General features: G+C 37.1%; 18 protein-coding genes and 1 tRNA gene. 9 read left to right on the plus strand and 10 right to left on the minus strand.

The window, feature by feature from the left end:
• Positions 1 to 83: 83 nt before the first annotated feature.
• The 4 genes from ACY2RS_RS06130 (at position 84) to ACY2RS_RS06145 (ending at position 5,336) form a co-directional block, all read left to right on the plus strand.
• Positions 84 to 1,472 (plus strand): OmpA family protein, encoded by a 1,389-nt coding sequence (locus ACY2RS_RS06130; RefSeq protein ID WP_490097742.1) that lies wholly within the window; start codon positions 84 to 86, stop codon positions 1,470 to 1,472.
• Between the two features lie 66 nt (positions 1,473 to 1,538).
• On the plus strand, positions 1,539 to 4,262 hold the full coding sequence (locus tag ACY2RS_RS06135) for a PD-(D/E)XK nuclease family protein (protein ID WP_490097743.1): 2,724 nt from the start codon (positions 1,539 to 1,541) through the stop codon (positions 4,260 to 4,262).
• Positions 4,259 to 5,107: an alpha/beta hydrolase family protein gene (locus tag ACY2RS_RS06140; RefSeq protein ID WP_490097744.1), complete on the plus strand. Its 849-nt coding sequence runs from the start codon at positions 4,259 to 4,261 to the stop codon at positions 5,105 to 5,107. Before ACY2RS_RS06135 ends, ACY2RS_RS06140 begins: the two co-directional genes overlap by 4 nt.
• A gap of 88 nt (positions 5,108 to 5,195) precedes the next feature.
• The gene (locus ACY2RS_RS06145) at positions 5,196 to 5,336 is read left to right on the plus strand and encodes a hypothetical protein (RefSeq protein WP_490097745.1); all 141 of its coding nucleotides are present in this window, start codon (positions 5,196 to 5,198) and stop codon (positions 5,334 to 5,336) included.
• Between the two features lie 124 nt (positions 5,337 to 5,460).
• Here the strand turns inward: ACY2RS_RS06145 and ACY2RS_RS06150 are convergent.
• From ACY2RS_RS06150 to ACY2RS_RS06160, 3 genes are all read right to left on the minus strand, one after another.
• A tRNA-Ala gene (locus ACY2RS_RS06150) sits at positions 5,461 to 5,534 on the minus strand.
• Between the two features lie 6 nt (positions 5,535 to 5,540).
• A complete protein-coding gene (locus ACY2RS_RS06155) occupies positions 5,541 to 6,296 on the minus strand; it encodes a universal stress protein (protein ID WP_490097746.1) in 756 nt (251 codons plus the stop codon).
• A gap of 70 nt (positions 6,297 to 6,366) precedes the next feature.
• Entirely contained in the window at positions 6,367 to 7,158 is a 792-nt protein-coding gene (locus ACY2RS_RS06160; protein ID WP_490097747.1) for a universal stress protein, read from the minus strand.
• Positions 7,159 to 7,201: 43 nt separating this feature from the next.
• Between ACY2RS_RS06160 and ACY2RS_RS06165 the strand changes: the two genes are divergently transcribed.
• From ACY2RS_RS06165 to ACY2RS_RS06175, 3 genes are all read left to right on the plus strand, one after another.
• The gene (locus ACY2RS_RS06165) at positions 7,202 to 7,702 is read left to right on the plus strand and encodes a GNAT family N-acetyltransferase (RefSeq protein ID WP_490097748.1); all 501 of its coding nucleotides are present in this window, start codon (positions 7,202 to 7,204) and stop codon (positions 7,700 to 7,702) included.
• An 18-nt stretch (positions 7,703 to 7,720) separates the two neighbouring features.
• Positions 7,721 to 9,049: an MATE family efflux transporter gene (locus ACY2RS_RS06170; RefSeq protein ID WP_490097749.1), complete on the plus strand. Its 1,329-nt coding sequence runs from the start codon at positions 7,721 to 7,723 to the stop codon at positions 9,047 to 9,049.
• 79 nt (positions 9,050 to 9,128) lie between these two features.
• Positions 9,129 to 10,178, plus strand: a complete 1,050-nt coding sequence (locus ACY2RS_RS06175) for a 2Fe-2S iron-sulfur cluster-binding protein (protein ID WP_490097750.1) — start codon at positions 9,129 to 9,131, stop codon at positions 10,176 to 10,178.
• A gap of 1 nt (position 10,179) precedes the next feature.
• Here ACY2RS_RS06175 and ACY2RS_RS06180 read toward each other — a convergent pair whose 3' ends face one another.
• The 3 genes from ACY2RS_RS06180 to ACY2RS_RS06190 all read right to left on the minus strand — a co-directional run bounded on the left by ACY2RS_RS06180 (position 10,180) and on the right by ACY2RS_RS06190 (position 12,922).
• Positions 10,180 to 11,217, minus strand: coding sequence for a glycosyltransferase family 9 protein (locus ACY2RS_RS06180; protein ID WP_490097751.1), 1,038 nt, complete (start codon positions 11,215 to 11,217; stop codon positions 10,180 to 10,182).
• Positions 11,218 to 11,267: 50 nt separating this feature from the next.
• Positions 11,268 to 11,879, minus strand: coding sequence for a DUF4254 domain-containing protein (locus ACY2RS_RS06185; protein ID WP_490097752.1), 612 nt, complete (start codon positions 11,877 to 11,879; stop codon positions 11,268 to 11,270).
• Between the two features lie 110 nt (positions 11,880 to 11,989).
• Positions 11,990 to 12,922 carry a hypothetical protein gene (locus ACY2RS_RS06190; RefSeq protein WP_490097753.1) on the minus strand — a complete coding sequence of 311 codons (933 nt, stop codon included), beginning with the start codon at positions 12,920 to 12,922 and terminating at the stop codon, positions 11,990 to 11,992.
• Between the two features lie 39 nt (positions 12,923 to 12,961).
• Here ACY2RS_RS06190 and ACY2RS_RS06195 point away from each other — a divergent pair, with 39 nt between their 5' ends.
• Positions 12,962 to 13,213, plus strand: a complete 252-nt coding sequence (locus tag ACY2RS_RS06195) for a DUF6341 family protein (RefSeq protein WP_490097754.1) — start codon at positions 12,962 to 12,964, stop codon at positions 13,211 to 13,213.
• A gap of 10 nt (positions 13,214 to 13,223) precedes the next feature.
• Here ACY2RS_RS06195 and purD read toward each other — a convergent pair whose 3' ends face one another.
• The 4 genes from purD to ACY2RS_RS06215 all read right to left on the minus strand — a co-directional run bounded on the left by purD (position 13,224) and on the right by ACY2RS_RS06215 (position 22,110).
• Positions 13,224 to 14,492, minus strand: a complete 1,269-nt coding sequence (gene purD, locus ACY2RS_RS06200) for a phosphoribosylamine--glycine ligase (RefSeq protein WP_490097755.1) — start codon at positions 14,490 to 14,492, stop codon at positions 13,224 to 13,226.
• A gap of 374 nt (positions 14,493 to 14,866) precedes the next feature.
• Positions 14,867 to 15,793: a DUF6268 family outer membrane beta-barrel protein gene (locus ACY2RS_RS06205; RefSeq protein ID WP_490097756.1), complete on the minus strand. Its 927-nt coding sequence runs from the start codon at positions 15,791 to 15,793 to the stop codon at positions 14,867 to 14,869.
• Between the two features lie 68 nt (positions 15,794 to 15,861).
• Complete coding sequence (locus tag ACY2RS_RS06210) at positions 15,862 to 16,662, minus strand: hypothetical protein (RefSeq protein ID WP_490097757.1); 801 nt, start codon at positions 16,660 to 16,662, stop codon at positions 15,862 to 15,864.
• 132 nt (positions 16,663 to 16,794) lie between these two features.
• On the minus strand, positions 16,795 to 22,110 hold the full coding sequence (locus tag ACY2RS_RS06215; protein ID WP_490097758.1) for an FG-GAP-like repeat-containing protein: 5,316 nt from the start codon (positions 22,108 to 22,110) through the stop codon (positions 16,795 to 16,797).
• A 319-nt stretch (positions 22,111 to 22,429) separates the two neighbouring features.
• Between ACY2RS_RS06215 and ileS the strand changes: the two genes are divergently transcribed.
• The gene (gene ileS / locus ACY2RS_RS06220; RefSeq protein WP_490097759.1) at positions 22,430 to 25,828 is read left to right on the plus strand and encodes an isoleucine--tRNA ligase; all 3,399 of its coding nucleotides are present in this window, start codon (positions 22,430 to 22,432) and stop codon (positions 25,826 to 25,828) included.
• The last annotated feature ends 4 nt before the right edge of the window (positions 25,829 to 25,832 follow it).

Raw genomic sequence — 25,832 nt, forward strand, 5'->3', positions numbered from 1 at the left:
AATTTTAATAGATTTGCTTTTGTTAATAAACTTTAACAACTTACTTTTGCTTCAATTAACACTTAAAAATTAAACAATCGAATATGAAACATCTTAACAGTATCTTAGTTGCTGCCCTAGTATTATTAGTAGTGGGTGTAACAAATGCTCAAGACGAAAACAACCCTTGGGCTATCGAGGTTGGTGTAAACGCAGTTGACACATTCCCTACAGGGCTTAGAGACGGCCAAAATAGTGAGGACGCTCAAAATGGAAATCTTTTTTCAGAATACTTTAACGTAGAAGATCACTGGAACGTTCTTCCAGCGGTATCAAGATTATCTGTTGGTAGATACATTGGTAGTGGCTTTACATTAGCTGTTGCAGGTTCTGTAAACAGAATTGAAAAGACAGGAAGTGTTCCTGCAAACGATTTAACTTATTACGGTCTTGATGGAGAGATTAAGCATAGCTTCAGAGAGATGTTAGGAAACGGTTGGGTAGATCCATCAATTGGTATTGGTGGTGGTTACACATGGGTTGACGATTTAGGATTTGGTACTGCTAATGCATTAGCTGGTGTTAAAATTTGGTTAGCTGAAAACTTAGCTGTAAACGTACAATCTACATACAAGCACGCTTTCGAAGATAACAGACCAACACATTTCCAACATTCATTAGGTGTTTTATTTAAGTTTGGTGGAAAAGATACTGATGGTGACGGAATCTACGATGTAGATGACGAATGTCCAGAAACTCCAGGTCTTGAGCAATTTAATGGTTGCCCTGATACAGATCTTGATGGTGTTGAAGACAGACAAGATGAGTGTCCAAATACTCCAGGTCTTGCTGAGTTTAACGGTTGTCCTGATACAGACGGTGATGGTATTGCAGATCCTAAAGATGCATGTCCTACAGTAGCTGGTCTTGCTTCAATGAATGGTTGTCCAGATGCAGATGGTGATGGTATTACCGATGCTGATGACTCTTGTCCAAACGAGGCTGGTCCTAAAGCTAACAAAGGATGTCCTTGGACAGACGGTGATGGCGATGGTGTACTAGACAAAGATGATGAGTGCCCAACAGTAGTTGGTACTGTTGCAAACAAAGGTTGTCCAGAAGAGCCAGAAGTAACTGTAGAAATCATCAAGCAATTGAATGATTACTCTAAAACTATCTTATTTGATACTGGAAAATCAACAATTCGTCAAGAGTCTTATGCTGTATTAGCTAGCATCAAGAGCATCATGCAAGAATATCCAAGTGCAGCTTTCATTATTGAAGGGCATACAGATAGCCAAGGACGTGAGTCTACAAACCAGAAGTTATCTGAAAACAGAGCTGCTTCTGTAAGAACATACTTAACTACTTTAGGTATTGATGGAAGTAGATTATCATCAATTGGATATGGAGAAGCTCGTCCAATTGCTTCTAACAAAACAAAAGCTGGTAGACAAGAAAACAGACGTGTTGAAATTAACTTAAGAAAGTAATTATAACACCAAAATAAAAAATAGAAAACGCCTCCTTTTTAAGGGGGCGTTTCTTATTTTTAAGGTATGCATACTTTTCTTGAAGAAACCATTGAACACCTTACAAAAAAACATGGATCTCTCTCAGATCTAACCCTCATTCTTCCTAGTAAAAGAGCGGGTGGGTTTCTATTAAATTACCTAAAAAGAAATCCAAGCACCACATCATTTGCTCCAACCATAAGCAGTATAGAAACTTTTATTGAAAAAGTATCAGATCTAAGTATTCTTGATACTACAACCCTTCTTTTTAAAAGTTATGAAGTATACCTAAAAATTGATGCCATTGTAGAAAAAGAAAGTTTTGATACCTACAGCACATGGGCAACAACATTATTGGGAGATTTTAATGAAATTGATAGATACCTACTTGATACCCATAGCTTTTTTAATTATTTAAGCGATATACAAGATTTAAATCACTGGTATCTTAGAGAGGATAAAACTCCTCTCATTCAAAAGTATCTGACTTTTTGGAATAGTCTTCAAGAATTTTATGAAACCTTGAAAGAGACCCTTCTAAAAGACAACCTAGGGTATCAAGGCCTAGTGTATAGAAAAGCTGCAGAAGATATTTCTCATTACTTACAAGCAAACAATACTGTAAAGCATGTTTTTGTTGGTTTTAATGCGCTTAATACTGCAGAGCAGCAAATTATGCAAGAATTGTTAGAACTAGACCACAATGAGGTTATTTGGGATACAGACACATATTTCTTCGAAGACTCGTCTCATAGTGCCTCTTTGTTTTTAAGATCTTATAAAAAGAACTGGAAATACTATCAAAAACAACCCTTTGAGACAATTGCCGATAATTTCAGAAAACAAAAAGAATTCAACCTAGTCGCTGTTCAAAAAAATATAGGTCAGGTAAAATATGTTGGAAACCTATTAGCTGGGTACTCTAAAGAACAACTAGATGCAACGGCTATTGTTTTGGCAGATGAACATTTATTGCTGCCACTGTTGCACTCCTTGCCTAAAAATGTTGATCAGGTGAATATTACTATGGGTGTGCCTTTAAAGACCATGCCCTTTGCTACTTTTTTTGAAATTTTATTTTCTATAAAACTAAAAGGATCCACACAATATTACTTTAAAGATATAGCGGCTATTTTAAATCATCCATTTATAACTCAAAGGATAACTAGTGCCAAGCAAATTGTTGCACATATTAAAAATGAAAACAAAACCCATAGTACTTTTGAAGAGTTGCAAACGATTTCGATGGCAGAAGACCAATGGTTGGTAACCTTGTTATTCAAAAATTGGGAGGATGATTCAGCTATAGCCCTTGCTTCTTGTCTAGAAATGCTGAAAGAAGTAAAAGAAACAAATTTGAGTACAATTGAACTTTTAATTATATCTCATTTGCGGGAGGTATTTTTAAAAATTGAAGCGCTTCAAAACACATTCAAACACTCCACAACCCTCAAAACAATACAGCATTTATACTTAGAACTTATTGCGAATACAACCTTAGATTTTAAAGGAGATGCCTACGAAGGATTGCAAATCATGGGAGTATTAGAATCTAGAGTACTAGACTTTGAAAATGTGATTATGACTTCTGTAAATGAAGGGACACTCCCCTCAGGAAAGTCAAATAATTCTTTTATCACCTATGATTTAAAACAGCAATATAATCTACCAAAGTTTACAGAAAAAGACGCCATTTATACCTACCACTTTACGCATTTGTTGCATAGAGCTAAAACAGCAACACTAATCTATAATACACATTCTGAAGGTGTAAATACCGGCGAAAAAAGCAGATTTTTATTACAATTAGAAATTGCTAAGGAGCCTAATCACAGTATTACCCATACTACAGTTGCTCCTATGGTTTCTATAGAAAAGAAGACGGTAACAACCATTCAAAAATCACCTGCTATAATAGAACGCTTGCAAGAAATTGCAGCCAAAGGATTTTCTCCATCATCACTCACTAGCTATGTACGGAATCCGGTGGCATTTTATTTTCAGAAAATATTAAAAATTAGAGAACACCAAGAAGTAGAAGAAACAGTAGCTGCAAATACATTAGGTACCATTGTTCATGATACCTTAGAAGTATTGTATACTCCTTTCATTTCTGAAATTTTAACGGTCGACATATTAAAAAGCATCCGCCCCAAAATAGCATCCGAAGTAACAAAGCAATTTAAAAAAACCTTCAAGGGAGGAGATTTCAGTAAAGGAAAAAACTTGCTCATATTTGAAGTTGCAAAAAAGTTTGTAGCCAATTTTATTGATCTAGAAATTAAAGACGTCCAGGCTGGAAACGAAATAGTAATTCAACACTTAGAGGCAGACTTAAGCGTCCTTCTGGCGATTGAAGAAATTCCTTTTCCAGTACGTATTGGAGGAAAAGTAGATAGAATAGACCATTACAATGGCCAATTACGTATTATAGATTATAAAACGGGCAAAGTAGAACAAAAAGATCTTACTGTTTTTGATTGGCAAAAATTGCGTGAAGACTATCAATATAGCAAAGCATTTCAAGTTTTGACTTATGCGCTAATGTATAACGCTTCTACTACTATCACTGAAGCCGAAGCGGGAATTATATCTTTTAAAAACTTAGGAAGAGGATTTTTAAAATTTGGATTAAAAGAAGCGCCTAATGGAAACAAAAAGAATCATGTAATTACACAAGAAACACTCTCGCTTTTTAAAGAGCAACTTGTGCAACTTATAGTAGAGATATGCGATACTAACATCCCGTTTCAAGAAAAAGAAGTATGATACAAATAAAAAATCAAATACTAGCACCAGAAACAGCAGCACAAAAACCCATTGTATACGACACCTATTACTTGGACAATAACACTCCAAAACCCGTTGTTGTTTTTTGCCATGGCTACAAAGGTTTTAAAGATTGGGGTGCCTGGCATTTGGTGGCTCAAGCGTTTGCAAATGCGGGATTTTATTTTCTGAAATTTAATTTTTCACACAATGGTGGTACGGTACAACAGCCTATCGATTTCCCAGATTTAGAGGCCTTTGCACAAAATAACTATACCAAAGAATTGGATGATGTTAAAAGGGTTTTAGATCACATAACAAACAATGAAACCAAAGGAATAGATACATCAAAAATTAGTTTAATTGGCCATAGTAGAGGAGGAGGTATTGTACTTATCAAAGCAGAAGAAGATCCAAGAGTTACCCATGTTAGTACCTGGGCTGGTGTATGCGATTATAAAGTTCGTTTTCAAGAAGGTACACCTCAATTTGAATTGTTTAAAAAAACAGGTAGATATGTGGTAGAAAATGGAAGAACCAAACAAAAAATGCCACATGATTGGCAATTCTACACCAACTTTATAGAAAATGAAGATCGCTTAACCATACAAAGAGCTACAGAGAAACTTCAAAAACGACATCTTATTATACATGGAGATAAAGACCCTACTGTAACGCTAGAGGAAGCAAAAAAACTACATCTTTGGAATCCAAACAGTACCCTTTTTATTATAGAAGGAGCAGATCATGTATTTGGGGCAAGTCATCCATATGACTCTGCAAAGATGCCCAATCATTTAGAACAAATAGTTTCTAAAACGATAGCATTTCTTAAAGACTCATAGGTACTTTTACGGGTGTATTTTGGGGTAAATCCCCCTTGTTCAGTGTGTTGTATTTCTAGAATTTTACAGCAAACTAACATACCCTAATATGAAAACAAGAAAATTTAGCATTGGCTCTAAAACAAAATGGCGCAAAATTGTTAAAGGAACTCCTTCAAAAAAAGATCTAGAACAATTCCTAAAAGAATTAAAACACATGGAATTAAAAGAAGAAGAACTTTTTATATAACAGCTCTTACTCTTACTTTAGTAGTTCTTTTTATGAAATACCTCTTTTGCACAGAAATGTTGGCACAACTGGCTAGTACGTAATAACCATAAAAAAACAACACCAATATAGGTGTTGTTTTAAGTGGAGAATATCGGATTCGAACCGATGACCCTTTGACTGCCAGCCAAATGCTCTAGCCAACTGAGCTAATTCCCCATTGGTTTATTCACTTTCCTTTAAGATCAATAAAGGTTTGGTAGTAAAAAACTGTTTCTTAAAAATTACTTCGTTTTGGCGTAATAAATTTTTAAAGAATCCACCCGTGTTTTTTCTTCTAAGAACACACAACATTTCAGGATTTAAATCATTAAAGTGTTCTACAATCCCTTGAAAAACAGTGGCGTTTTCAGAAGTGATGTTACGACTCATAAGTGCTTTTAACTCTGGCTTTATCTCACGACTATTTTCTGAAGTATCTGGTGTCACTACTTGCAATAAATCTAATTTAGCATGAAACATATCCAGCAGCGCTTTTAAGGTTTGTGAAGCATGTGTGGTTTCTATTTTGGCATTTTTAAAGGCAAACAAAATACGGTTAAACTTTCTAAAAAGATAATTTGGCGGTACCACTAAAAGTGGAATGTTTGTTTGTCTAATAATTTTTGTAGTGGCTATTCCTAAGTATACCTCATCTTTAATTTCTATACTTTGAGGAGATAATATAATGAGATCAATTTTTAAACTTTTTGAAAGTTGAGAAACACCTTCAAAAACATCGCCGCTAATGGCTTTAGAAACCACCTGAACATCTTTGGTATTCACATTTTCAAGCACCTCTTTTAAAATTAACTCTGTAGCTAATGTTTTTATGCAGGTTACATAGATGCGCGCATTGGTCATTGCTGCAAAGCTTGTTGCATAGCGTAAGTTGTTGATACCGTTTTCTATAGATCCAACGGGTACAAGTATATTTTTCATAGCGAGGTTTTTAGTGTGCAAAAGTACAATTAATCTAAGGACTTTTAATGGGCTAAAATTTCAGCAGATATTATTGAGCAGAAAGCACTAATAAAGGCTTAGAGGTATGAAACTCTTTTTTAAGGACCACATTCTTTTCCCATAACTTTTTAAAAAAACCTCGTTCACGTCGCACCACACAAACCATATCTGGATTATGACTTTGAAAATGTTCTAGTACACCTTGAAAAGTCGTTGCATTTTCACTTTGGGTATAGGACGTTTGTAATTTTTGAAGTTTCTTACTCACACGCTTCATTTCTTTGGTGCTTTCTGGAGTAGTAACGTGCAATAGTTGCACATCTGCTCCAAAATGAAGTAACAATTCTTTTAGGGGTTCTAGTACATTTTTGTCTTTAAAAACACCATTTTTAAAGGCCATTAAAATACTTTTAGGTCCTTTAAACACTGCATTTTCTGGAACAATTAATATAGGAATGTTGGTGCTTTTCACCAATTTTCCGGTTGTTTTTCCTAAGTACACTTCTTCTCGAATACTATTACTTCTTGGAGAAAGTACCATTAAGTCGATTGGCACATGCTTGTTAAATCGCTCTACAGTTTCAAGCATACCTCCTTTTATAGGATGATCAATAATGGTAACATCTTTTTTGTCAACTTGCGCTAACACTTCTTGAAGCCTGTTTTCAGTATCTTCTTTTAGAATGGTGTTTACCTTTGCAAGTCCACCTACTTTAGAGAGTTCTTGAAACACTGAAATAACATACACATAAGCATCCATTTCATGCGCTAAGTCAATGGCATATTGCAAATTGCCAACCGCGTTTTTGTTCGATCCAATGGGTACTAATATATTTTTCATAGAATGCCTATCTTTAAACTGGGTACAAAATTACAGTATAAAAATGATTCGAAAAGCTAAAGCAGCAGAAATCCTTCCGCTTATTGAAATTACAAAGGCTTGCGCAGCGCATATGATTGCTCAAAATATCTATCAGTGGAATGCCGAGTATCCTAATAGCAAGGCTTTTGAAAATGATCTCCATAGAGAAGAATTGTATGTATTATATGCTTCGGAAATATTAGTGGGTTGTATTACGGTCTCTACCTTCAAAGATCTAGAATACGAGGCTGTTTCATGGCTAACCGAAGATAGCCTACAGTATTATATCCATAGGTTGGCCATACACCCCAATGTTCAGAAACAAGGATATGCAAAACAACTCATGGATTTTGCCGAAGATGTTGCCCGAAAAAACAATGCAGTATCTGTACGCCTCGACACCTTTAGTCAAAACAAGAGAAATCAACGTTTCTACGAAAATAGAGGCTATAAAAGGTTAGGTAATATTTATTTCCCAAAGCAAAGTGAGCATCCTTTTTATTGTTACGAACTCATTTTATAAATGTAGTTTTGCACCGCAATGACGAACATTTCATTTAAGCGCATCCAACAATTAGCCATTCCTGCAATTATAGCGGGTATTGCAGAGCCTGTATTGTCCAGTACAGATGCCGCAGTAGTTGGTAATATCCCAGAATTTGGCACAGAATCTCTAGCTGCAGTTGGTATTGTAGGTACCTTTTTATCGGCACTTATTTGGATTTTAGGTCAGACCCGAAGTGCTATTAGCGCCATTGTATCTCAAAATCTAGGCGCAGGTAAACTAGCCGATTTAAAAAGCTTTCCTGCACAAGCTATATTTTTTAATATTTTACTAAGTGTTATTGTATTAGGTTCTACCTACTTCTTTGTTACAGAAATTTTCACCCTACTCAATGCCAAAGGAATGATCTTAGATCTAAGCATCGACTATTATAACATTAGGGTTTGGGGCTTTCCATTAAGCCTGTTCACCTTTGCAGTTTTTGGTTTGTTTAGAGGTTTACAAAATACTTTTTGGCCCATGATTATTGCCGCAATTGGGGCAGGAGTAAATATTGGGCTCGACTTTTTGCTGGTCTACGGACTAGAGGGATATATAGAAGCCATGGGAGTCGTGGGTGCTGCATGGGCAAGTTTGTTAGCACAAGCATTAATGGCTATTTTGTCCTTAGTGTTCGTACTAAAAAAGACAACTATTTCGCTACGCTTAACATTTAAATGGCATCCCGAAATGAAACGTTTGGTGCAAATGAGTGCGAACTTGTTTTTACGTTCTGTAGCCTTAAACATTGCCCTTATTTTGGCGACACGTGAAGCAGCAGGTCTCGGGAAAGAGTATGTTGCAGCCCATACCATTGCTATGAATATTTGGTTGTTTACAGCCTTCTTTTTGGATGGCTACGGCGCCGCCGGAAATATCCTAGGTGGAAAATTGTTAGGAGAGAAAAACTATAGTAAACTATGGAAACTCACCAAAAGAGTAATCAGCTACAACATCGTGGTATCCTCCTTATTGATATTGGTAGGACTCGTGTTATATGATTATTTGGGGCTCATTTTTAACAAAGATCCTTTAGTGCTTTCGCTCTTTGGAGGGATGTTTTTTATGGTTTTAATAAGTTTACCTTTTAATGCCATGGCCTTTACTTTAGATGCTGTTTTTAAAGGCTTAGGAGAAATGGGCTACCTACGCAATGTGCTCTTGGCGTCTACTTTTTTAGGATTCTTACCGGTGCTGTTGCTCTCCAAACAAATGGATTGGGGACTTACAGGTATTTGGGCAGCATTGATTGTATGGGTGGCCTGGAGAGGCATAGCCTTGATTATAAAATACTACAGGAAATACCTGCCATTGGCTTCGCAATAATTTGTCCAGCATTTAATTAACATAACATTAAGTCGTTTTAGAAAAGAGACTTGATTACTTTTGTAAAAAATTGATACATATGAGCGATTTTCATACCCTGAAAATTTCAGAAATACACCAAGAAACCCCTACCTCTGTTGCAGTAACCTTTGACGTTCCTGCTTCTCTTAAAGATACATTTAGCTTTACAGCGGGACAATATATTACAATAAAGCATACCATTAATGGCAATGAAGTAAGACGTGCCTATTCTATTTGCAGCGCTCCAAAAAGTGGTGTGCTCACGGTAGGAATTAAAAAAGTAGCAGATGGAACCTTCTCTGTCTACGCCAATGAAAACTTAGCCGTTGGAGACACGCTAGAAGTGATGGCTCCAGAAGGGAAGTTTACACTTCTTCCTAATGCTTCAAACACAAAAAACTTTGCTGCCTTTGCTGCAGGAAGTGGCATCACACCTATTTTATCGATTGCCAAAACGGTATTGCAAGAAGAAACACAGAGTCGCTTTTTGTTGGTCTACGGGAACCAGACAAAAGAAGAAGCGATGTTTCATGCTAGCATTGAAACCTTAAAAAGTGAATTTCAAGAACGCTTTTTTGTAGAATATATCTATAGTAGAAGTCAAGAAACCAATGCAGCGCGTGGACGCATCGATAAAAGTGTGGTAAACTACTACTTGAAAAATAAATACAAGGAAACAGCTTTTGAGAACTTTTACCTCTGTGGTCCAGAAGCCATGATTCAAGAAGTGTCAAACACCTTGGTAGCTAATGGAGTTGCCAAAGCCAACATACATTTTGAGTTGTTTACTGCCTCAGAAGCTTCCGTACCTGAAGCTGCTGGCGATGGAAACACCATGATTTCTATTGTTATAGATGATGAAACAGAATCTTTTAGCATGCCGCAAAACAAATCTGTTTTGGATGCTGCTTTAGAGAAAGAATTAGATGCTCCGTATTCATGTCAGGGCGGGATTTGTAGTTCTTGTATTGCAAGAGTTACCGAAGGAAAGGTAGAAATGCGTCAAAACCAAATCTTAACCGATGCCGAAGTAGCCGAAGGGCTTATCTTAACGTGCCAGGCACATCCTACCACTGCTACCGTAACGGTAGATTATGATGATGTCTAGTCTATTGTAGTACCGACAGTATTTTCTCCACCACCAAGCTAGGAGGAATGGTCTCTATGGCTTTTTCGTAGCCTGCAGGATAGGTATTTCCATACACCGACGTTGGAATGAGCGGGAATTGCGTTCTATCGGCAATGAGCTGATGCGCATTGGGCTGGTTAAAAGGCACAAAACCTGCATAGGGATGTGTGACACCCCATAAGGTTATTACTGGAGTATCATATAAGGCAGCTAGGTGTCCATTACCGCTATCCATTGCCACCATTACATCTAGGTTAGAGATGAGCGCTAGTTCTTCAGTAAAAGAGAGTTTTCCAGCGACGTTTGTAACATTTTGTAGGGAAGCAGCAAGGGTGTCGAGTTGTTGAATTTCGGCTGTGCCACCTCCAAATAGGAAGAGTTGGTAGTTACCAGAAATAGTTAAATGTTCCAACACCTCTTTCATAAGAAACAAAGGGTACATTTTTCCTTCATGAGCTGCAAAAGGAGCTATACCAATGAACTTTTTAGTGCTCGTGCCAACAAGTTGTTGTGGCGTATGAGATAGTTGTTTTCTTTCGGGGAAGGTATGGGTTTTTAGATCTATTGGAAATCCTAATGTACCAAACAAATCTGCATAACGCTGCGGTGTTTTTTTGAGCTGGGTAATCTTACCTCCATTTGCATTAGTAAGTTGTTTTTTTTCTGCTCTTCCTTTGTCTATGGCTGCTGTTTTTTTGCCTTGCATCCATAAGAAGGTGCGTATTATTTTAGAACGCAATACGTTGTGGGTGTCTGCAACTTTTGAAATGCCTAATTTCTTAGCCTCAGTTGCCAAACGGAGCAGTCCAAAAAAGCCTTTGTGAACTCCTTTCACATCAGCCGTAAGGATTTCAACATTAGGAATGCCCTCAAACAAGGGTGCAAAAAACCCTTTGGTAAGAACAGTTATTTTTAGACTAGGATAGCTAGCGGTTACCACACGCAGTACCGGTACCAACATTGCCACATCTCCCATCGCCGAAAGCCGAATAACAAGAATGTGTGCTGGTTTTTTCAAAAGAATGATGTTGTTTTTGGAAGTCTGCCAACTGCCACTGCTACTGAATACTATTTGTTTCCTCTTAATACAGGATTTAGCTCATCGTCATTATACATCTTCATTTGCTTGTACACTTTCATGTATTTGTCTCCTGCTTTAATATCGCTTAATAATTGGTCAATTGCTGTGCTTAGATCGACACGTTGTTCTAGTAATACATTTAGTTTTGTTTGACACGCATCACGGTGCTCTTGGCTTGCATTTTCACGCGTTGCTTCTTCGTGCATGTGGTACACTTTTAAGGCCAAAATAGACAATCTGTCTACGCCCCAAGCTGGGCTCTCAGTATTAATAGTAGCATTTGCTTTTGGAGTTACGTCTTTATGTGTTTCTAGGAAATAGCTGTCGATATACTCTACCATATCGGTACGATCTTGATTACTAGCATCGATTTGGCGCTTTAAGGTAAGAGCGGCCACAGGATCTATTTGCGGGTCACGAATAATATCCTCGTAGTGCCATTGTACGGTATCAATCCAACATTTTCTGTATAATAAATGCTCTAGTAAATGAGACTCTTTGTTGTATGCATTTGTAAAAGACTGATCTACAGTGTTTACAACATGGTATGTGTCTATTACTTCTTTAAAAATTTTGTTGGCAATTTCGCTGAAATTCATAGTGGTAAGGGTGTCAAATATTGATCTATGCTACAAAGGTAATCTATTTTTTGAATAGATAGGGACGGATTTTAGTAGGTTTAATGATAGCTATGGAAACTGAGGATATTTTAAAGCATGGGTGTTAAAAACACTAAGGCGATAAGACACCATAACAATACTTCATTAAAAATAGTGCGTTCCCTAGTGCTGTTAGATTCAATATAGTTCGCTACAATAATCGCTATTGGTGCTAGTAAGAAAAAAAGTTCACCTCCCGTTTTAAGCGGACTTGCGAGTACCATTAAAATTGAAACAACTGCAATAAGCAACATTGTAATTGCTGCCGGTTTTTCTTTTTTTGATAGGGATGATACTCCCACCAATCGTGTGCTTCCCATCCAAATTAATAAAGTGCACAACAGGGTAGTAGGAATTAGTAATGTCATTACATTATATGCGCTAAAGTCTAAGCTAACGTTAGGAAACCAGTCGTACATCCACGCAAATGAATCTTTAACAACTAACTGATAGCTTATTGCCAAGGTGCTTACACCTAGAAAGCCTATTATTGGGATAATAAGAAACCGTATCGCAACACTTGTTTTTCGTATTATAGATGGGTAGAGCACTAAGAAAAATAAAATGGCCCAGCCATAACAAAAAGAAGCGAGGGTGATGTACATGGTAGCATCAAAAATTTTCTTTTCTATGTTTTTTTCTGTGTTGAGGCTTAAGATGCGTCGGGTAGCTAATAGTATAAAAACATTGGCTAAAACCAACTCCATATCTAGATATACTTGAGGAATCATTAACACAAAAAGCACAAATAATAAGATGCTGTAGGTGTTGTTTTTGGTGACATTGTTCTTTCTAATGATAAAATCTAACAACAAAACGGCAAACACCATTAAGAAGATCGTTCCTAAGTGATCTGGCAGAGAATCAAGGGTTAACGTAGCTTCTTTAGCCATAAGAACCCTCATAAAATAACCCATTACGATGGCTATACTAAGAAGGATGTAATTTATAGGACTAGATTTACCGAAAAAGCTTGTGAGCATATGGGGTATTTTATACTTTTGCGTTTTAAATATAAAGATATGGCTTTAACAGATATATATTCAGCAATTCAAGGATTTACAGAAGATGTTTTATTTGCTCCTTTCGATGCATTACGAGCTTTAGAGCTTGAAAGCTGGGGTGCTGCAAACATCATGAACTGGATATTTACATTAATTTGTTCTGTAGCATTTGTATACTGGATGCTTCAATTAAAGAAATTTAATGAGAATGAAGAAGAAGATCGTACGTCTACATCTCATTCTTTTCTTGGTGGCGACAAATTCCAGTAAACAACACCGTTTATAAATCAAAACCGATATCGGTTCTATAATACATCCTGTCAAAAGATAGTTTTTCTATATTTTGATAGGATTTTTTTATGGCCTTTTTGTAATCTTCATCCATTGAAGTAACGGCAATAACACGTCCGCCATTGGTAACTACGGCACCTTCTTTTAATGCTGTACCTGCATGAAATACAATAGCTTCGGAAATATCCTCAATCCCAGAGATTGCTTTTCCCTTCTCATAAGCTTCTGGGTAGCCACCAGAAACTACCATTACTGTAGCGGCGGCTCTTGTGTCTAATTCGAAATGTAATGTGTCTAAATGTTGTTTATACGTTGCTTCCAATACATCAACTAAATCTGTTTTAATTCTTGGAAGTACCACTTCAGTTTCAGGATCCCCCATACGCACATTGTACTCTATGACAAAAGGATCGTCTCCTACTTTAATCAAGCCTATAAATACAAACCCTTTGTAATCGATCGCTTCTTTTTGAAGTCCGTTTACGGTCGGTTTTACGATACGTTTTTCAATTTTTTGCATGAAGGCTTCATCTGCAAAAGGGACTGGAGAAATAGCGCCCATCCCTCCTGTGTTTAAGCCTTTGTCTCCTTCACCAATACGTTTATAATCTTTGGCTGTAGGGAGTACTTTGTAGTTTTTACCATCAGTAAGTAGAAAAACACTTAACTCGATTCCATCTAAAAATTCTTCAATAACTACTGTATTACTAGCGTCACCAAATTTACCACCTAACATGTCTGTCAAGGCAGCTTTGGCTTCGTCAAGGTCTTGTATGATAAGTACTCCTTTTCCTGCTGCCAAACCATCTGCTTTTAATACATAAGGGGCGTTTAGAGTTTCAAGGAACTCATGTCCAGCCGTTAAAGTTTCCGAAGTAAAACTAGCATAGCCCGCCGTAGGAATATTGTGCGCCATCATAAACTCTTTAGCACGCTCTTTACTCCCTTCGAGCAGAGCACCTTGTTTAGAAGGTCCAATAATTTGAACATTTTTTAAACTAGGCGTTGCCGCAAAATAATCAACAATACCTTGCACTAGTGGATCTTCTGGACCTACAACTACCATGGTAATGCTGTTGTCTAACACACATCGTTCTATGGCAGCAAAATCTGTAACCGAAAGGGCAACATTGGTTGCAATGGGAGCAGTACCTGCATTACCAGGCGCTACAAATAAATTTTTACAACGGTCACTTTTTGCTAATTGATACGCAAATGTATGTTCGCGACCTCCAGAACCTAAGACTAAAATATTCATGAAATATGGGTTTTATGCCTCGCAAAAATAGCCTCTTTTTTAGGGCTTGACAACACAAAAGATTAAAAACAATCTATCGATGAGAAATCATGCATTTACTCTAATATTTCAGAATGAATTAAATTCAAAAAAACTTTTCCCCAGCCCTAAAGGGAGGTTTTTTGAATTTTTTCCTCAAAGTAGGAGGTGGTTCACTTTATAAGTTTAGGTGTTTAAGAGTTTAAGTATCTCTTGGTTTTTATTTTTGCCAGAAGACAGAAGCAGTCTATCATCTAACAACGAGCGAAGCGAGTGGTCTAACAGTGAGCAAAGTGAACGGTCTAAAAGCGAAGCGGTCTAGCTTCTAAAAGTAAGTGTAACGAACGGTCCAATCTCTACCTGCCAGACAAATCAAAACGGTACACCATCTCAAACTTCCCAAAGAATCCACTATTGATGCTGGGGTTGAGTTGGGTTCTGTTATCACCAACATCAAACAAGCCAGCAATACGTACATCAATATCGTCTCCAACTGCATAGGCTTCTCCAGTGAAGGTAGCATAGCCCAATTTGGCACGAAGTAAGACACTATTGTCTAGCAATCCATATTGAAAATAACCACTAAATTCTAAGGAGGCATAATCAACATAATAGTCTGAAATATTGTCTTGATGAATATCAAAACTACGCCCTATACCATAATAGTTTACACCAAAAGCAGTCGTTGGTGTGATGCTATAATTGGCATCACCAGCAACAGGTAAGGTGAGATCTACTTCCAGTTTTTTGCTAGGGCTTTTATAATAAAGTCCAAACAATGGAATGGCAACTACACCAAAGGTTTGTTGTATCACCACTCCTCCTAGTTTATAACTAAGATGCTCGCTTTTCTTATAATTAAAAATCGAAAAGCCTCCTAAAAAAAAGTCGTCTTTTGAGATGTTTATATAATCTGAAGAAAGTTTGGGTAAAAACACAAAAGCGCCCGACCATTTATCACTCAAAACTCTGTTGATTCCAAGTTTTAATGTAGTGGCATAGAGCGTACTTCTTTCTGAAATGTTAGCTGGAAACTCATTGTTTTCGGGAAATAAAGACAGTGCATTCTGACTGTACAAAAACCCCGTTATAATAGCATTATTTTCATCTATTTGAATTGGTAAAGTAAGATCTGCTTCTAAAGACTGAATGTTGGTACTCTGACCCGTATTTTGAAACTCATGCTCAAAATTTTGAATATAACTAACCTTAAATAAATCGATGTAGTCTTGGGCATATGCTATGTTACAGCAAACAAAAGCAATGAAGATGAATTTTTTCAATCCTAGAGGTTTTGGATAAAGATATGAAAATAGTTGAGAACCTCTTTATCTACTACCTCCTTGCATATTTAATTTCCAAAAATATTCATCACGTTATATTCGCCCATATCTATTGTTAATGGTGTTTTATTTACTTCAATAACGCGCATTTCATCGGTTCTTTTTCCTTTTTTATTAATTTGCGTCATAAGAAGTGGATATCCAAGAGGCTCCATATCTGTAGGCATATCAATATACTTTGCCATAAAACCAGAGGTGGTTTCAAAAAACGACATGGGGATTGCTTTCGAATACCAAATTTCAACAGCACCATCTTCTGTGGTGACTAAGTATCCTTCTGCAGTATATCCAGCAATAACTTGTGTCTCATTTAGTTTTTTAATGTTAGGACTCGTACCAGCATTTCCATTTTTTTCTGCTAGATACTTCACAGCTTTCCCCATAAATCTTCCCATAAAAGCAGCATTCATGATTTGAGCTGTTTTTCTTTTGGTATCCATCATAATTACGGTTTCACTGTTAAGGTCTGTAATGATAGCTTGTTCTTTTTCTAGCTGCATCATAGTAGCTCCAGCTCCATAATGTTGGGTGATGATTTGTTTTTTGGGTCTACGTTTTGATACATCTTGCATTTGTGTTGTAATGGCAACTTCAAAGGTGTATTGCTCTTTTGTTTTGGCATTTCCTTGTCCTGTAGCCGTGTACAAAAAATCGTTTATTTGTTCATCTGTAGGTGATGTTTGAATCCCTACTTTTTCTTTCACAAAAGCTTTGTTTGGTTTGCTGGGTCTTCTTTGGGCAGAAGCTTCGGTAGTTGCAAAAAAAGAAATGATAAGAGTAATACATACTGTGTAGATGCTTGTTTTCATGGTGTTTGTTTTTTAGTTTATGCTTTTTTTAGCGAAAAGGTTAACATAAGCTTTTAACATCTTAAAGATAAAAAAAACCTACTACGACATCGCAGTAGGTTTCAGATTAAAAAATGAGTATAAAATTTTGAGTTATTCTTTCAATACTCTTTTAACGAAGGTTCCATGTTCCGTTTCGATATTCAAGAAGTAGACAGCACTATTCAATAAGGAAATGTCTAGGGTAGATGTGAGTGCTCCAATTGATTTTAATTCTTTAATCACTCTTCCTTGGATGTCTAAAACTGAAATTGTATTCAACATTGCATTTGGCGAACTAATCGTAATAATTCCATTAGTAGGGTTGGGTACTACTGAAATATTAGCGATCGAAACTTCATTATTTTCAAGGAGTGCTTCGTTTTGAAATTGAAGGATAAATCTATTCGGAAAATTTCCTTTTGCACTTTCAAAAGAGTAGGAAGTTTGTGTTAGATCTGTTATGATGTTTAATTCGGTATCGATTAAATAAATGGAAGCAGCTTCCATCTGTACACCGTCTCGATTGGTTAGTTTAATAGTGTAATCTGTAACTGCATCTACCAATGAAGAGAAACCTACAGTAACCAATGCCTCATTTGTAAATGCCTCTCTCCCCTGAATGGTATATCCATTGTCTGAACCTTCAATTTGAGAGTATAATGATACAATTGTACCTAAACGCTGACTGTCATAATTAGCCTCAAAACCAGCTGTTGCCTGCTCTGAAAATACAATAGCCATGTTGCTAGCCATTCCATATGCATTGCTTTCTACATTGAGCCATAGGCGATCTGCTTGCAATGGATTTCGTAAATTGTTATTATTTCCAGTGGTTCGAAGCGCATTGTTAAACACCACAGGATCTCCTGTAGCAGCTTTAATCCCAAAGCCTTGTGCAGAAGACATAAACTGCCCCGGTGCAGTGCCTCCTGTTGATGAAGCAACACCCGCTCCAGCATTACGCATAGAAATGTCTTCCATATTAAAATTGGCTGAGTTTGCTCCAGGAAATGTTGGACTAGGCATAGAATTATGTTCCCAAAAATACACTTCATCTATGGCAGCATTTGCTGCAATTAGTGCATCTGTATCTATGGCGCTTGCATATGGGTTTGAGAGTATGTTTGGGCTATCATTTTTATCTGTGCCAAATACGGTAGGGTACGATACAATACCATTATTTAAGGTACCATTGTCGTACTCTAGGTCATAACTTCCTGCATCGAGAATAGTAGGGCCAGGCCAATATGCATATCCTTCTCCAGGAACTAAGACTCCTGTATGAGTATTCCAGTCATTGTTATTTGCATCTAAAAAATTGGTAGCATCAGATAATGTTGGGTCTATATACATGTCAAAGGCATTCGTGTCATGTGCTAACATTCTAAATCCTACAAAATCTGTACGGTTGGCAGTAGACATCGGACTACCTAGTAGCATGAATTGACGTTCCATCACAGAAGGTGTGGTAACGTTCACGTTTATAGTTCCATTATTTGTTACTACAGCACCATCATCTACCTGCACCACACTACCAGTATGCTCCACGACTAAACTTGCGCCAGTTTCAACAGTAATATCATGTTCAATGAGTACAAAATTATCTGCACTTATGGTTAGTGTTGCATTGTTAGAAATTGTTAATGAGCAAGCAGTGATATCTCCAAGCCCCATGGTAGCTGTAGTGTAATCTTCGCTTATAACTGCTTCTTTGGTTGCGTCTGGCATACCGTTATCCCATCCACCGGCAATGGTGTAGGTAGTAATGCCACCAGGACACAGAGGAATTGGAGCATTCTCATACCAGGCAATGCGGTTATCATTAAAAGAAGCCGAAAGCACATCGAGGTCACCATCGCCATCTATATCGGCAGAAGCTATAGATTGAGGATTATCTGCTTCTGTACTAATGGTATGTTGGTTGCTAAAAGTTCCTGACCCATTATTTTCATACCAGAATATTCGGTCATCAGATTCTGTAGTTGCAAGGATATCTAAATCACCATCCCCATCTATATCGGCAGTTGAAATACTAGTATATGTATTTGAGGAAGTATCAATGGTCGCTTGTGGAGTAAAGTTCCCAGTTCCATCATTTAGAGCCCAGCCCAAACTTATTCCTCCATTTTTGATGAATAGTATATCTAGTGCATTATCACCATTTAGATTTGCTACTGCAATTGCTTTAATTGAAGATACAATAGGGTCAATAATTTTTTCAGAACTAAAAATACCAATTCCGTTATTTTTATGCCAATATAGATTTCCTGTTGCAGATGAAGTTTTTGAAACAATATCCAGATATCCATCTCCATCTAAATCAGCGTTGGCCAGTATAGGATCGAAGCTAGATATTGTACTTATTATATTTTCAGAACCAAAAACACCTATACCATTATTAGCATACCAAATAATTCCTCCACTTTGATAACTAACTATATCCATATCGCCATCGCCATCTACATCAAACACAGTTAATGATTTTAAAGAGTTAGTGAAAAAAAGTGTTTGTTGGTTGCTATATACACCAAGTCCATTATTTTTAAACCAGTAAATTTCGGACCCAGAACTATCATATTTTAATAGATCTAAATCTCCATCACCATCTATGTCTACAGGGATTACTTTTTCTGATGTTGTAGTTGAAAGAACTTGTTGTAAGGTAAAATTTCCATTGCCGTCATTTGCATACCAGGATAGTCCTCCAGATGAAGAACTTGAAATTACATCAAGGTCTCCATCTCCATCCAAGTCTGAAGTGCCAATGTTATTAACCTCATTAAATGTTGATGAAATAATATTTTGGCCAAGTGGAAATTCTCCAGGACTATTTGGAGTGACAGCTGCGGTGAATTGATATGTATAAGATGCGTTTAAAGTTGCTGCATTGTTGTTCTCTATATCACTTGCAATTGTAGTTGTAATAACTTCACCAGGAAAAAAATTTCTATTAGGATTAATACTCATCACTTCATTAGTTACAATGGGTATAGGAATATTAAATGGGCTTCCATTATTCCCAGAAACTTTAACGGTGCTTGAACTTACACTTAGTGGATTAATATTTTCATTGAAAGTAATATCTATATTAGATGTACTATCTGCAGTAAGTGTATTTGGCTGTGGATTTGTAGAATCAACTTTTAATGTGGATGAATTTTCATACCAAGAAATAGGGCTTTCATTTTCTGAGCCTATAACAACATCTAAATCTCCATCTAAATCTAAATCTGCAGCAGTAATAATTGATGCATTATCTAGTGGTGTTCCAGCGGGTTGCATGTTGCTAAAAGTTCCTGTTCCATTGTTTTTTATAACCCCAATACTAGAAGAAAACGCATTTAAAGTAACGAGGATGTCTAGATCTCCATCTCCATCAATATCTGCAACTTCAACCCCAATATCTCCACTTATCGAAGCCATAATATTTGCTTGGGCAGTAAATGTACCTGTGCCATCATTTAGCAACATTCCTAGATTAGATTGAGATAAATATAGCAAATCTAAAGTGCCATCTCCATTAATGTCTTTTGCCGTAATGTATTTAATATCATTTGATGATGAGTTAATATTTTGCAGATTAAAATTACCTAACCCATCATTTTCATACCAATAAATACCATCAAATTCTGACCCTACAATTATGTCTATATCTCCATCACTATCAAGATCTGCATTTTCAATATATATTACAGAATCAGCTAAATTACTTATTGTTTGCTGTTGACCAAAATTACCTAACCCATCATTGATGTATAAAAAAATCTTATCCTCATTTTCACCACTTGTTACTATATCGGAATCACCATCACCGTCTACATCAAAAGAAGTGAGACTGTTAAATGTTTCTATCGGGTTGTCAATTTCCAATTCAGTACCAAATACCCCGGATCCATTATTTCTAAACCAGCTAAGATCAGTTGATCCAGAAGCATTTCTTATCAAATCTAAGTCTCCATCTCCATCTAGGTCCGCAGTGATTACTTTTTCAGATTTAGTGGTTGAAACTACTTGTTGTAGTTCAAGATCGCCAACTCCGTTATTTGCATACCATGATATACCTTCAACTCCAAAAGCAGCACTTGCAATAATGTCTAAATCTCCATCACCATCCAAATCTGCAGTAGTGAGACTACTAAGGTTAGTATGTGTTGTTGGGATAATGTTTTTGTCCAACGGAAATGTACCTGGACTTTCAGGGCTTACGGCCGCTGTAAACCTATAGTTATACGAGGTGTCTAGGAAATTTCCTGCAACACTTTTCACTCCAGTAGTAAATGTTGTAGTAATTTCTTCGCCAGGAAAAAAATCTCTGTTTGGATTTATGCTTACCGTAGGTCCAGTAACTTGATTAGAAAATGTGAATGTTTCTCCTTGATCCCCGAGAACTTTAATAGTCGTATCTGTAAATGTAGAGGCATCCATGTTTTGATTAAAAGTAACATCAATATTGGAGGTGTTGTTTACATTGAGTGCATTGCTAGTAGGAATAGAAGATGAAACTTCAGGGAGTAAAATAAATGTTAGTATTACATCGGTAGCGGTGTAGTTAATTTCCCAAATTCCGTTTGGTGATACTGGCAATACAACATTATCAAAGGTACCATTAATAGCAGTTGCATTTATTAACGTATAACTTTGTTCTATTTGAGGTACAAAACCATTTGTTAAACTAACTTCAAGTGTGCCTTCTAAAGTAGCATCTCCTGTTACAATAACCTGATCATAATCGACACCTGGAGTACCGTTTCCACTAATTTCAAATTGTACAACACCCGTGTTTTGATTTGTTAAACCACTATTAAAACGATATATTCCTATAGCATTGCTATCATCACCAGGTGATATCACTCCATAATTAATTCGATGCGAGCTATGATCTATATTACTTCCTCCTAAAAAACCGTTTTCGCTATTTCCTAATGGGCCAGAATTCTCATACCGACCGTTATTAATTATAATCCCATCTGTTGCAATAAGAAATAATTCAGAGTTAAAAAACTCGCCAGTGGGCGTAATTATAATCGTTCCATTATTAATTAATTCCGAGAACGAATCATTATTATCAAAAACATCGTTCATTTCTATAGTTCCGTTATTTTGGATTCCGGCAAGATTAATTACATTATGAACTTTTAGCGTTCCTGAATTAAGTAAAGCTTTATTGTTTGTAAGAAAAGAAGAAGCTCCCATTTCAAGCGTCCCAAAATTGTTTAACGTCCCACTTATGTCAATGAAAATTGAGGTTGTTATCACAGATCCCGCAGTTATAATTACAGTGTCTCCTTCCAGTATATCAATTCCAGGATACGATGGAGACCAATTGGCTTCCGTAGTCCAATCTCCAATACCCGTATAGGTGTAGGTGGTTTGCGCTTTTAGGCTAATGCTCGATATAACTAGTAGTGTGAGTAGTAGATTTTTCATAGTAGAGTATTTGGCTTCAATATGCTGATAGTAACAAAAATAAGGGATTAAATTGAGTTTTTCCTACGTACCCCTACGTAGTGAAAGGGCTTTGTGTATTGCTTTTTACGAACATTCTAAAAGATGAAAATAGCTGCGTAATATTTGGTTTAAAATTCACATCAAAATTCCGTAATTTCGCAGCCTTAAATACTTATGATTTTTACTAACAAGGATGCTAACTAAAATTTGCTATTTATTTTGTCTGGTTGAGCGCAGTCGAAACCTACATTAATAATTTTAGAAAACCTCCAAATTACTCGCTAAGGCGATTTTCACAATGAGTACAACATTTAAAGAATACAAAGGCTTAGATCTCCCAAAACTAGGAGAAGACATACTCGATTTCTGGAAAGAAGAAAATATCTTTGAAGAGAGTATTGCCATTCGTGAAGATGCTACTCCTTTTGTGTTTTTTGAAGGACCACCTTCTGCCAATGGTTTGCCTGGTATTCACCACGTCATGGCACGTGCTATCAAAGATATTTTTTGTCGCTACAAAACCCAAAAAGGCTTTAAAGTAGATCGTAAAGCAGGTTGGGATACCCACGGCTTGCCTATCGAACTTGGAGTAGAGAAGGAGTTGGGGATCACGAAAGAAGATATCGGTAAGAAAATTTCCGTAGAAGAGTACAATCAAGCCTGCCGTAAAGCTGTCATGCGCTATACAGACGTTTGGAATAAAGTCACCGAAGGCTATGGCTATTGGGTAGACATGGAAGATCCCTATGTAACCTACAAACCAAAATACATGGAATCTGTTTGGTGGTTGCTAAAACAGATTTACAACAAAAATTTACTTTACAAAGGCTACACCATACAACCTTACTCGCCAAAAGCGGGAACTGGATTAAGTAGTCACGAGCTTAACCAACCAGGTACTTACCAAGATGTGACAGATACTACCGTAGTGGCACAATTTAAAGCCGTAGAAAGTTCGCTGCCAGATTTCTTACAGAAATTTGATCATTTGCACTTCCTTGCTTGGACCACAACGCCTTGGACCTTGCCATCGAACACGGCACTAACCGTTGGACCAAAAATTGACTATGTAGTCGTGGCAACCTACAACCAATATACCTTTGAGCCTGTACATGTGATTCTTGCTAAAAATTTGGTTGGCAAACAATTTACTGGGAAATATGAGCAGACCGAAGACCTTGAGGTACTAACGAGCTATACCAAAGAAGCTAAAAAGATTCCTTTCTTTATCGCAACCGAATGTAAAGGAAGTGACCTCTTAGAAATTCGATACGAGCAATTACTTGACTTCGCAACTCCAGATGCGGGAGCAGCAAATGCTTTTAGAGTGATTGGTGGAGACTTTGTAACCACCGAAGACGGAACGGGTATTGTGCATACCGCGCCTACCTTTGGAGCAGATGATGCTCTTGTAGCCAAACAAGCGAGTCCAGAAGTGCCACCCATGTTGGTGAAAGATGAAAACGGAAATCTTGTGCCTCTTGTAGATTTACAAGGAAAGTTTAGACCCGAAATGGGCGACTATGCTGGGAAGTATGTAAAAAACGAATATTATAACGATGGCGAAGCTCCAGAGAAATCGATAGATGTGGAGCTTGCTATTCAGTTAAAAACAGAAAACAAAGCCTTTAAGGTAGAGAAGTATGTGCACAGTTATCCAAACTGCTGGCGTACCGATAAACCAATTTTATACTATCCATTAGATTCTTGGTTTATTAAAGTGACCGATTTTAAAGATCGCATGCACGAACTTAATAATACCATTAACTGGAAGCCAAAAGCAACCGGAGAAGGGCGTTTTGGAAACTGGCTTGCCAATGCCAACGATTGGAACTTGTCGCGTTCTCGTTATTGGGGAATCCCATTACCACTATGGCGCACCGAAGATGGTACCGAAGAAATCATTATTGGTAGCATAGAAGAGTTAAAAGCTGAAATGGCAAAAGCCGTAGCTGCTGGGGTTTTAGAAAAAGATATTTATGAAGACTTTGTAGTGGGTGATTTTTCTGAAGAAAACTACAATCAAGTAGATCTGCATAAAAATATAGTAGATACCATTACTTTGGTTTCTCCCTCAGGAAAACCAATGGTGCGTGAAGCAGATTTAATTGACGTATGGTTCGACTCTGGATCGATGCCCTATGCACAATGGCATTACCCATTTGAAAACAAAGAAAAGGTAGAAAACACCTGGCGTAAAGCCGATTTTATTGCCGAAGGAGTAGACCAAACACGTGGTTGGTTCTATACCCTACACGCTATTGCCACCATGATTTTTGATGATGTTGCCTATAAAAATGTAGTGAGTAACGGATTGGTATTAGATAAAAACGGTCAGAAAATGTCGAAGCGTTTAGGAAATGCAACCGATCCATTTGAGACCTTAAAAAAATATGGGCCAGATGCAACTCGCTGGTACATGATAAGCAATGCCAACCCTTGGGATAACTTGAAGTTTGATATTGATGGTATTGGGGAAGTACGAAACAAGTTTTTTGGAACGCTGTACAATACCTATAATTTCTTTGCCCTATACGCCAACTTAGATGGATTTAACTACAGTGAAGCAGACATTGCCATAGAAAAACGTCCAGAGATTGACCGTTGGATTTTAAGTGAGCTTAATACACTTATTACAACCGTAGATGAAGCCTTTACCAATTATGAGCCTACCAGAGCTGCTAGAGCCATTCAAAACTTTGTAGGTGAAAATTTAAGTAACTGGTTTGTGCGTTTAAGTAGAAGACGCTACTGGAAAGGAAGTTATGGAGAAGATAAGATTTCTGCCTATCAAACCTTGTATACCTGTTTAGAAACGGTAGCAAAATTAGGAGCACCTATTGCACCTTTCTTTATGGATAGATTATATAAAGATTTAGTGGCTGTAGTTGCTAAAGATGCCAAAAAATCGGTGCATTTAAGCGATTTTCCAACTGCAGATACTTCTTTGATTGATAGTGCCTTGGAAGGTAGAATGCAAACCGCCCAAACAATATCTTCTTTAGTTTTATCGTTACGACAGAGAGAGAAAATTAAAGTACGTCAGCCTTTACAAAAAATAATGGTGCCTGTTTTGGATGAAACAGCAAGACAAGAAATTGAAGCCGTTAGTAACCTGATTAAGAGCGAGGTAAATGTGAAGGAAATTGAGCTAATTGACGAAGGTTCTGGCATATTGGTTAAACAGATTAAGCCCGACTTCAAAAAGCTTGGACCCCGCTTTGGTAAAGACATGAAGGCGGTAGCGGCTGTAATTCAGCAGTTTGGGCAGGAAGAGATCAATTTGTTAGAAAAAGAAGGGTCTTTGAGCATTAAAATTTCAGAAAAAAACACTACATTGACACTAGATGATGTGCTCATTAGCTCTCAAGATATAGAAGGCTGGTTGGTAGCTAATAGTGATGGAATTACCGTTGCGTTGGATGTCACCATTTCTGAAACCTTAAAAAACGAAGGGATCGCGAGAGAGCTCGTCAACCGTATTCAAAACCTTCGTAAAGATTCAGGTTTTGAAGTGACAGATAGAATACATGTACGTTTGTTGGCTTCGGAAATATTAGAAACCGCAGTGCAGCAAAATTTGAAATATATTAAAGAAGAAACTCTAACCGAGAGTCTTCAGTTTGAAACCGAAATAAGCAATGGTACGAAAATTGCTTTTGATGGTATAGAAACCAAATTGAGTATTAACAAATAAACAA

It is taken from the genome of Patiriisocius sp. 208BN25-11 (assembly GCF_058147145.1).

Coding starts and splice junctions, on each gene's coding strand:
- ACY2RS_RS06130 (WP_490097742.1), top strand. CDS start 84: ATGAAACATCTTAACAGTATCTTAGTTGCTGCCCTAGTATTATTAGTA.
- ACY2RS_RS06135 (WP_490097743.1), top strand. CDS start 1,539: ATGCATACTTTTCTTGAAGAAACCATTGAACACCTTACAAAAAAACAT.
- ACY2RS_RS06140 (WP_490097744.1), top strand. CDS start 4,259: ATGATACAAATAAAAAATCAAATACTAGCACCAGAAACAGCAGCACAA.
- ACY2RS_RS06145 (WP_490097745.1), top strand. CDS start 5,196: ATGAAAACAAGAAAATTTAGCATTGGCTCTAAAACAAAATGGCGCAAA.
- ACY2RS_RS06155 (WP_490097746.1), bottom strand. CDS start 6,296: ATGAAAAATATACTTGTACCCGTTGGATCTATAGAAAACGGTATCAAC.
- ACY2RS_RS06160 (WP_490097747.1), bottom strand. CDS start 7,158: ATGAAAAATATATTAGTACCCATTGGATCGAACAAAAACGCGGTTGGC.
- ACY2RS_RS06165 (WP_490097748.1), top strand. CDS start 7,202: ATGATTCGAAAAGCTAAAGCAGCAGAAATCCTTCCGCTTATTGAAATT.
- ACY2RS_RS06170 (WP_490097749.1), top strand. CDS start 7,721: ATGACGAACATTTCATTTAAGCGCATCCAACAATTAGCCATTCCTGCA.
- ACY2RS_RS06175 (WP_490097750.1), top strand. CDS start 9,129: ATGAGCGATTTTCATACCCTGAAAATTTCAGAAATACACCAAGAAACC.
- ACY2RS_RS06185 (WP_490097752.1), bottom strand. CDS start 11,879: ATGAATTTCAGCGAAATTGCCAACAAAATTTTTAAAGAAGTAATAGAC.
- ACY2RS_RS06190 (WP_490097753.1), bottom strand. CDS start 12,922: ATGCTCACAAGCTTTTTCGGTAAATCTAGTCCTATAAATTACATCCTT.
- ACY2RS_RS06195 (WP_490097754.1), top strand. CDS start 12,962: ATGGCTTTAACAGATATATATTCAGCAATTCAAGGATTTACAGAAGAT.
- purD (WP_490097755.1), bottom strand. CDS start 14,492: ATGAATATTTTAGTCTTAGGTTCTGGAGGTCGCGAACATACATTTGCG.
- ACY2RS_RS06210 (WP_490097757.1), bottom strand. CDS start 16,662: ATGAAAACAAGCATCTACACAGTATGTATTACTCTTATCATTTCTTTT.
- ACY2RS_RS06215 (WP_490097758.1), bottom strand. CDS start 22,110: ATGAAAAATCTACTACTCACACTACTAGTTATATCGAGCATTAGCCTA.
- ileS (WP_490097759.1), top strand. CDS start 22,430: ATGAGTACAACATTTAAAGAATACAAAGGCTTAGATCTCCCAAAACTA.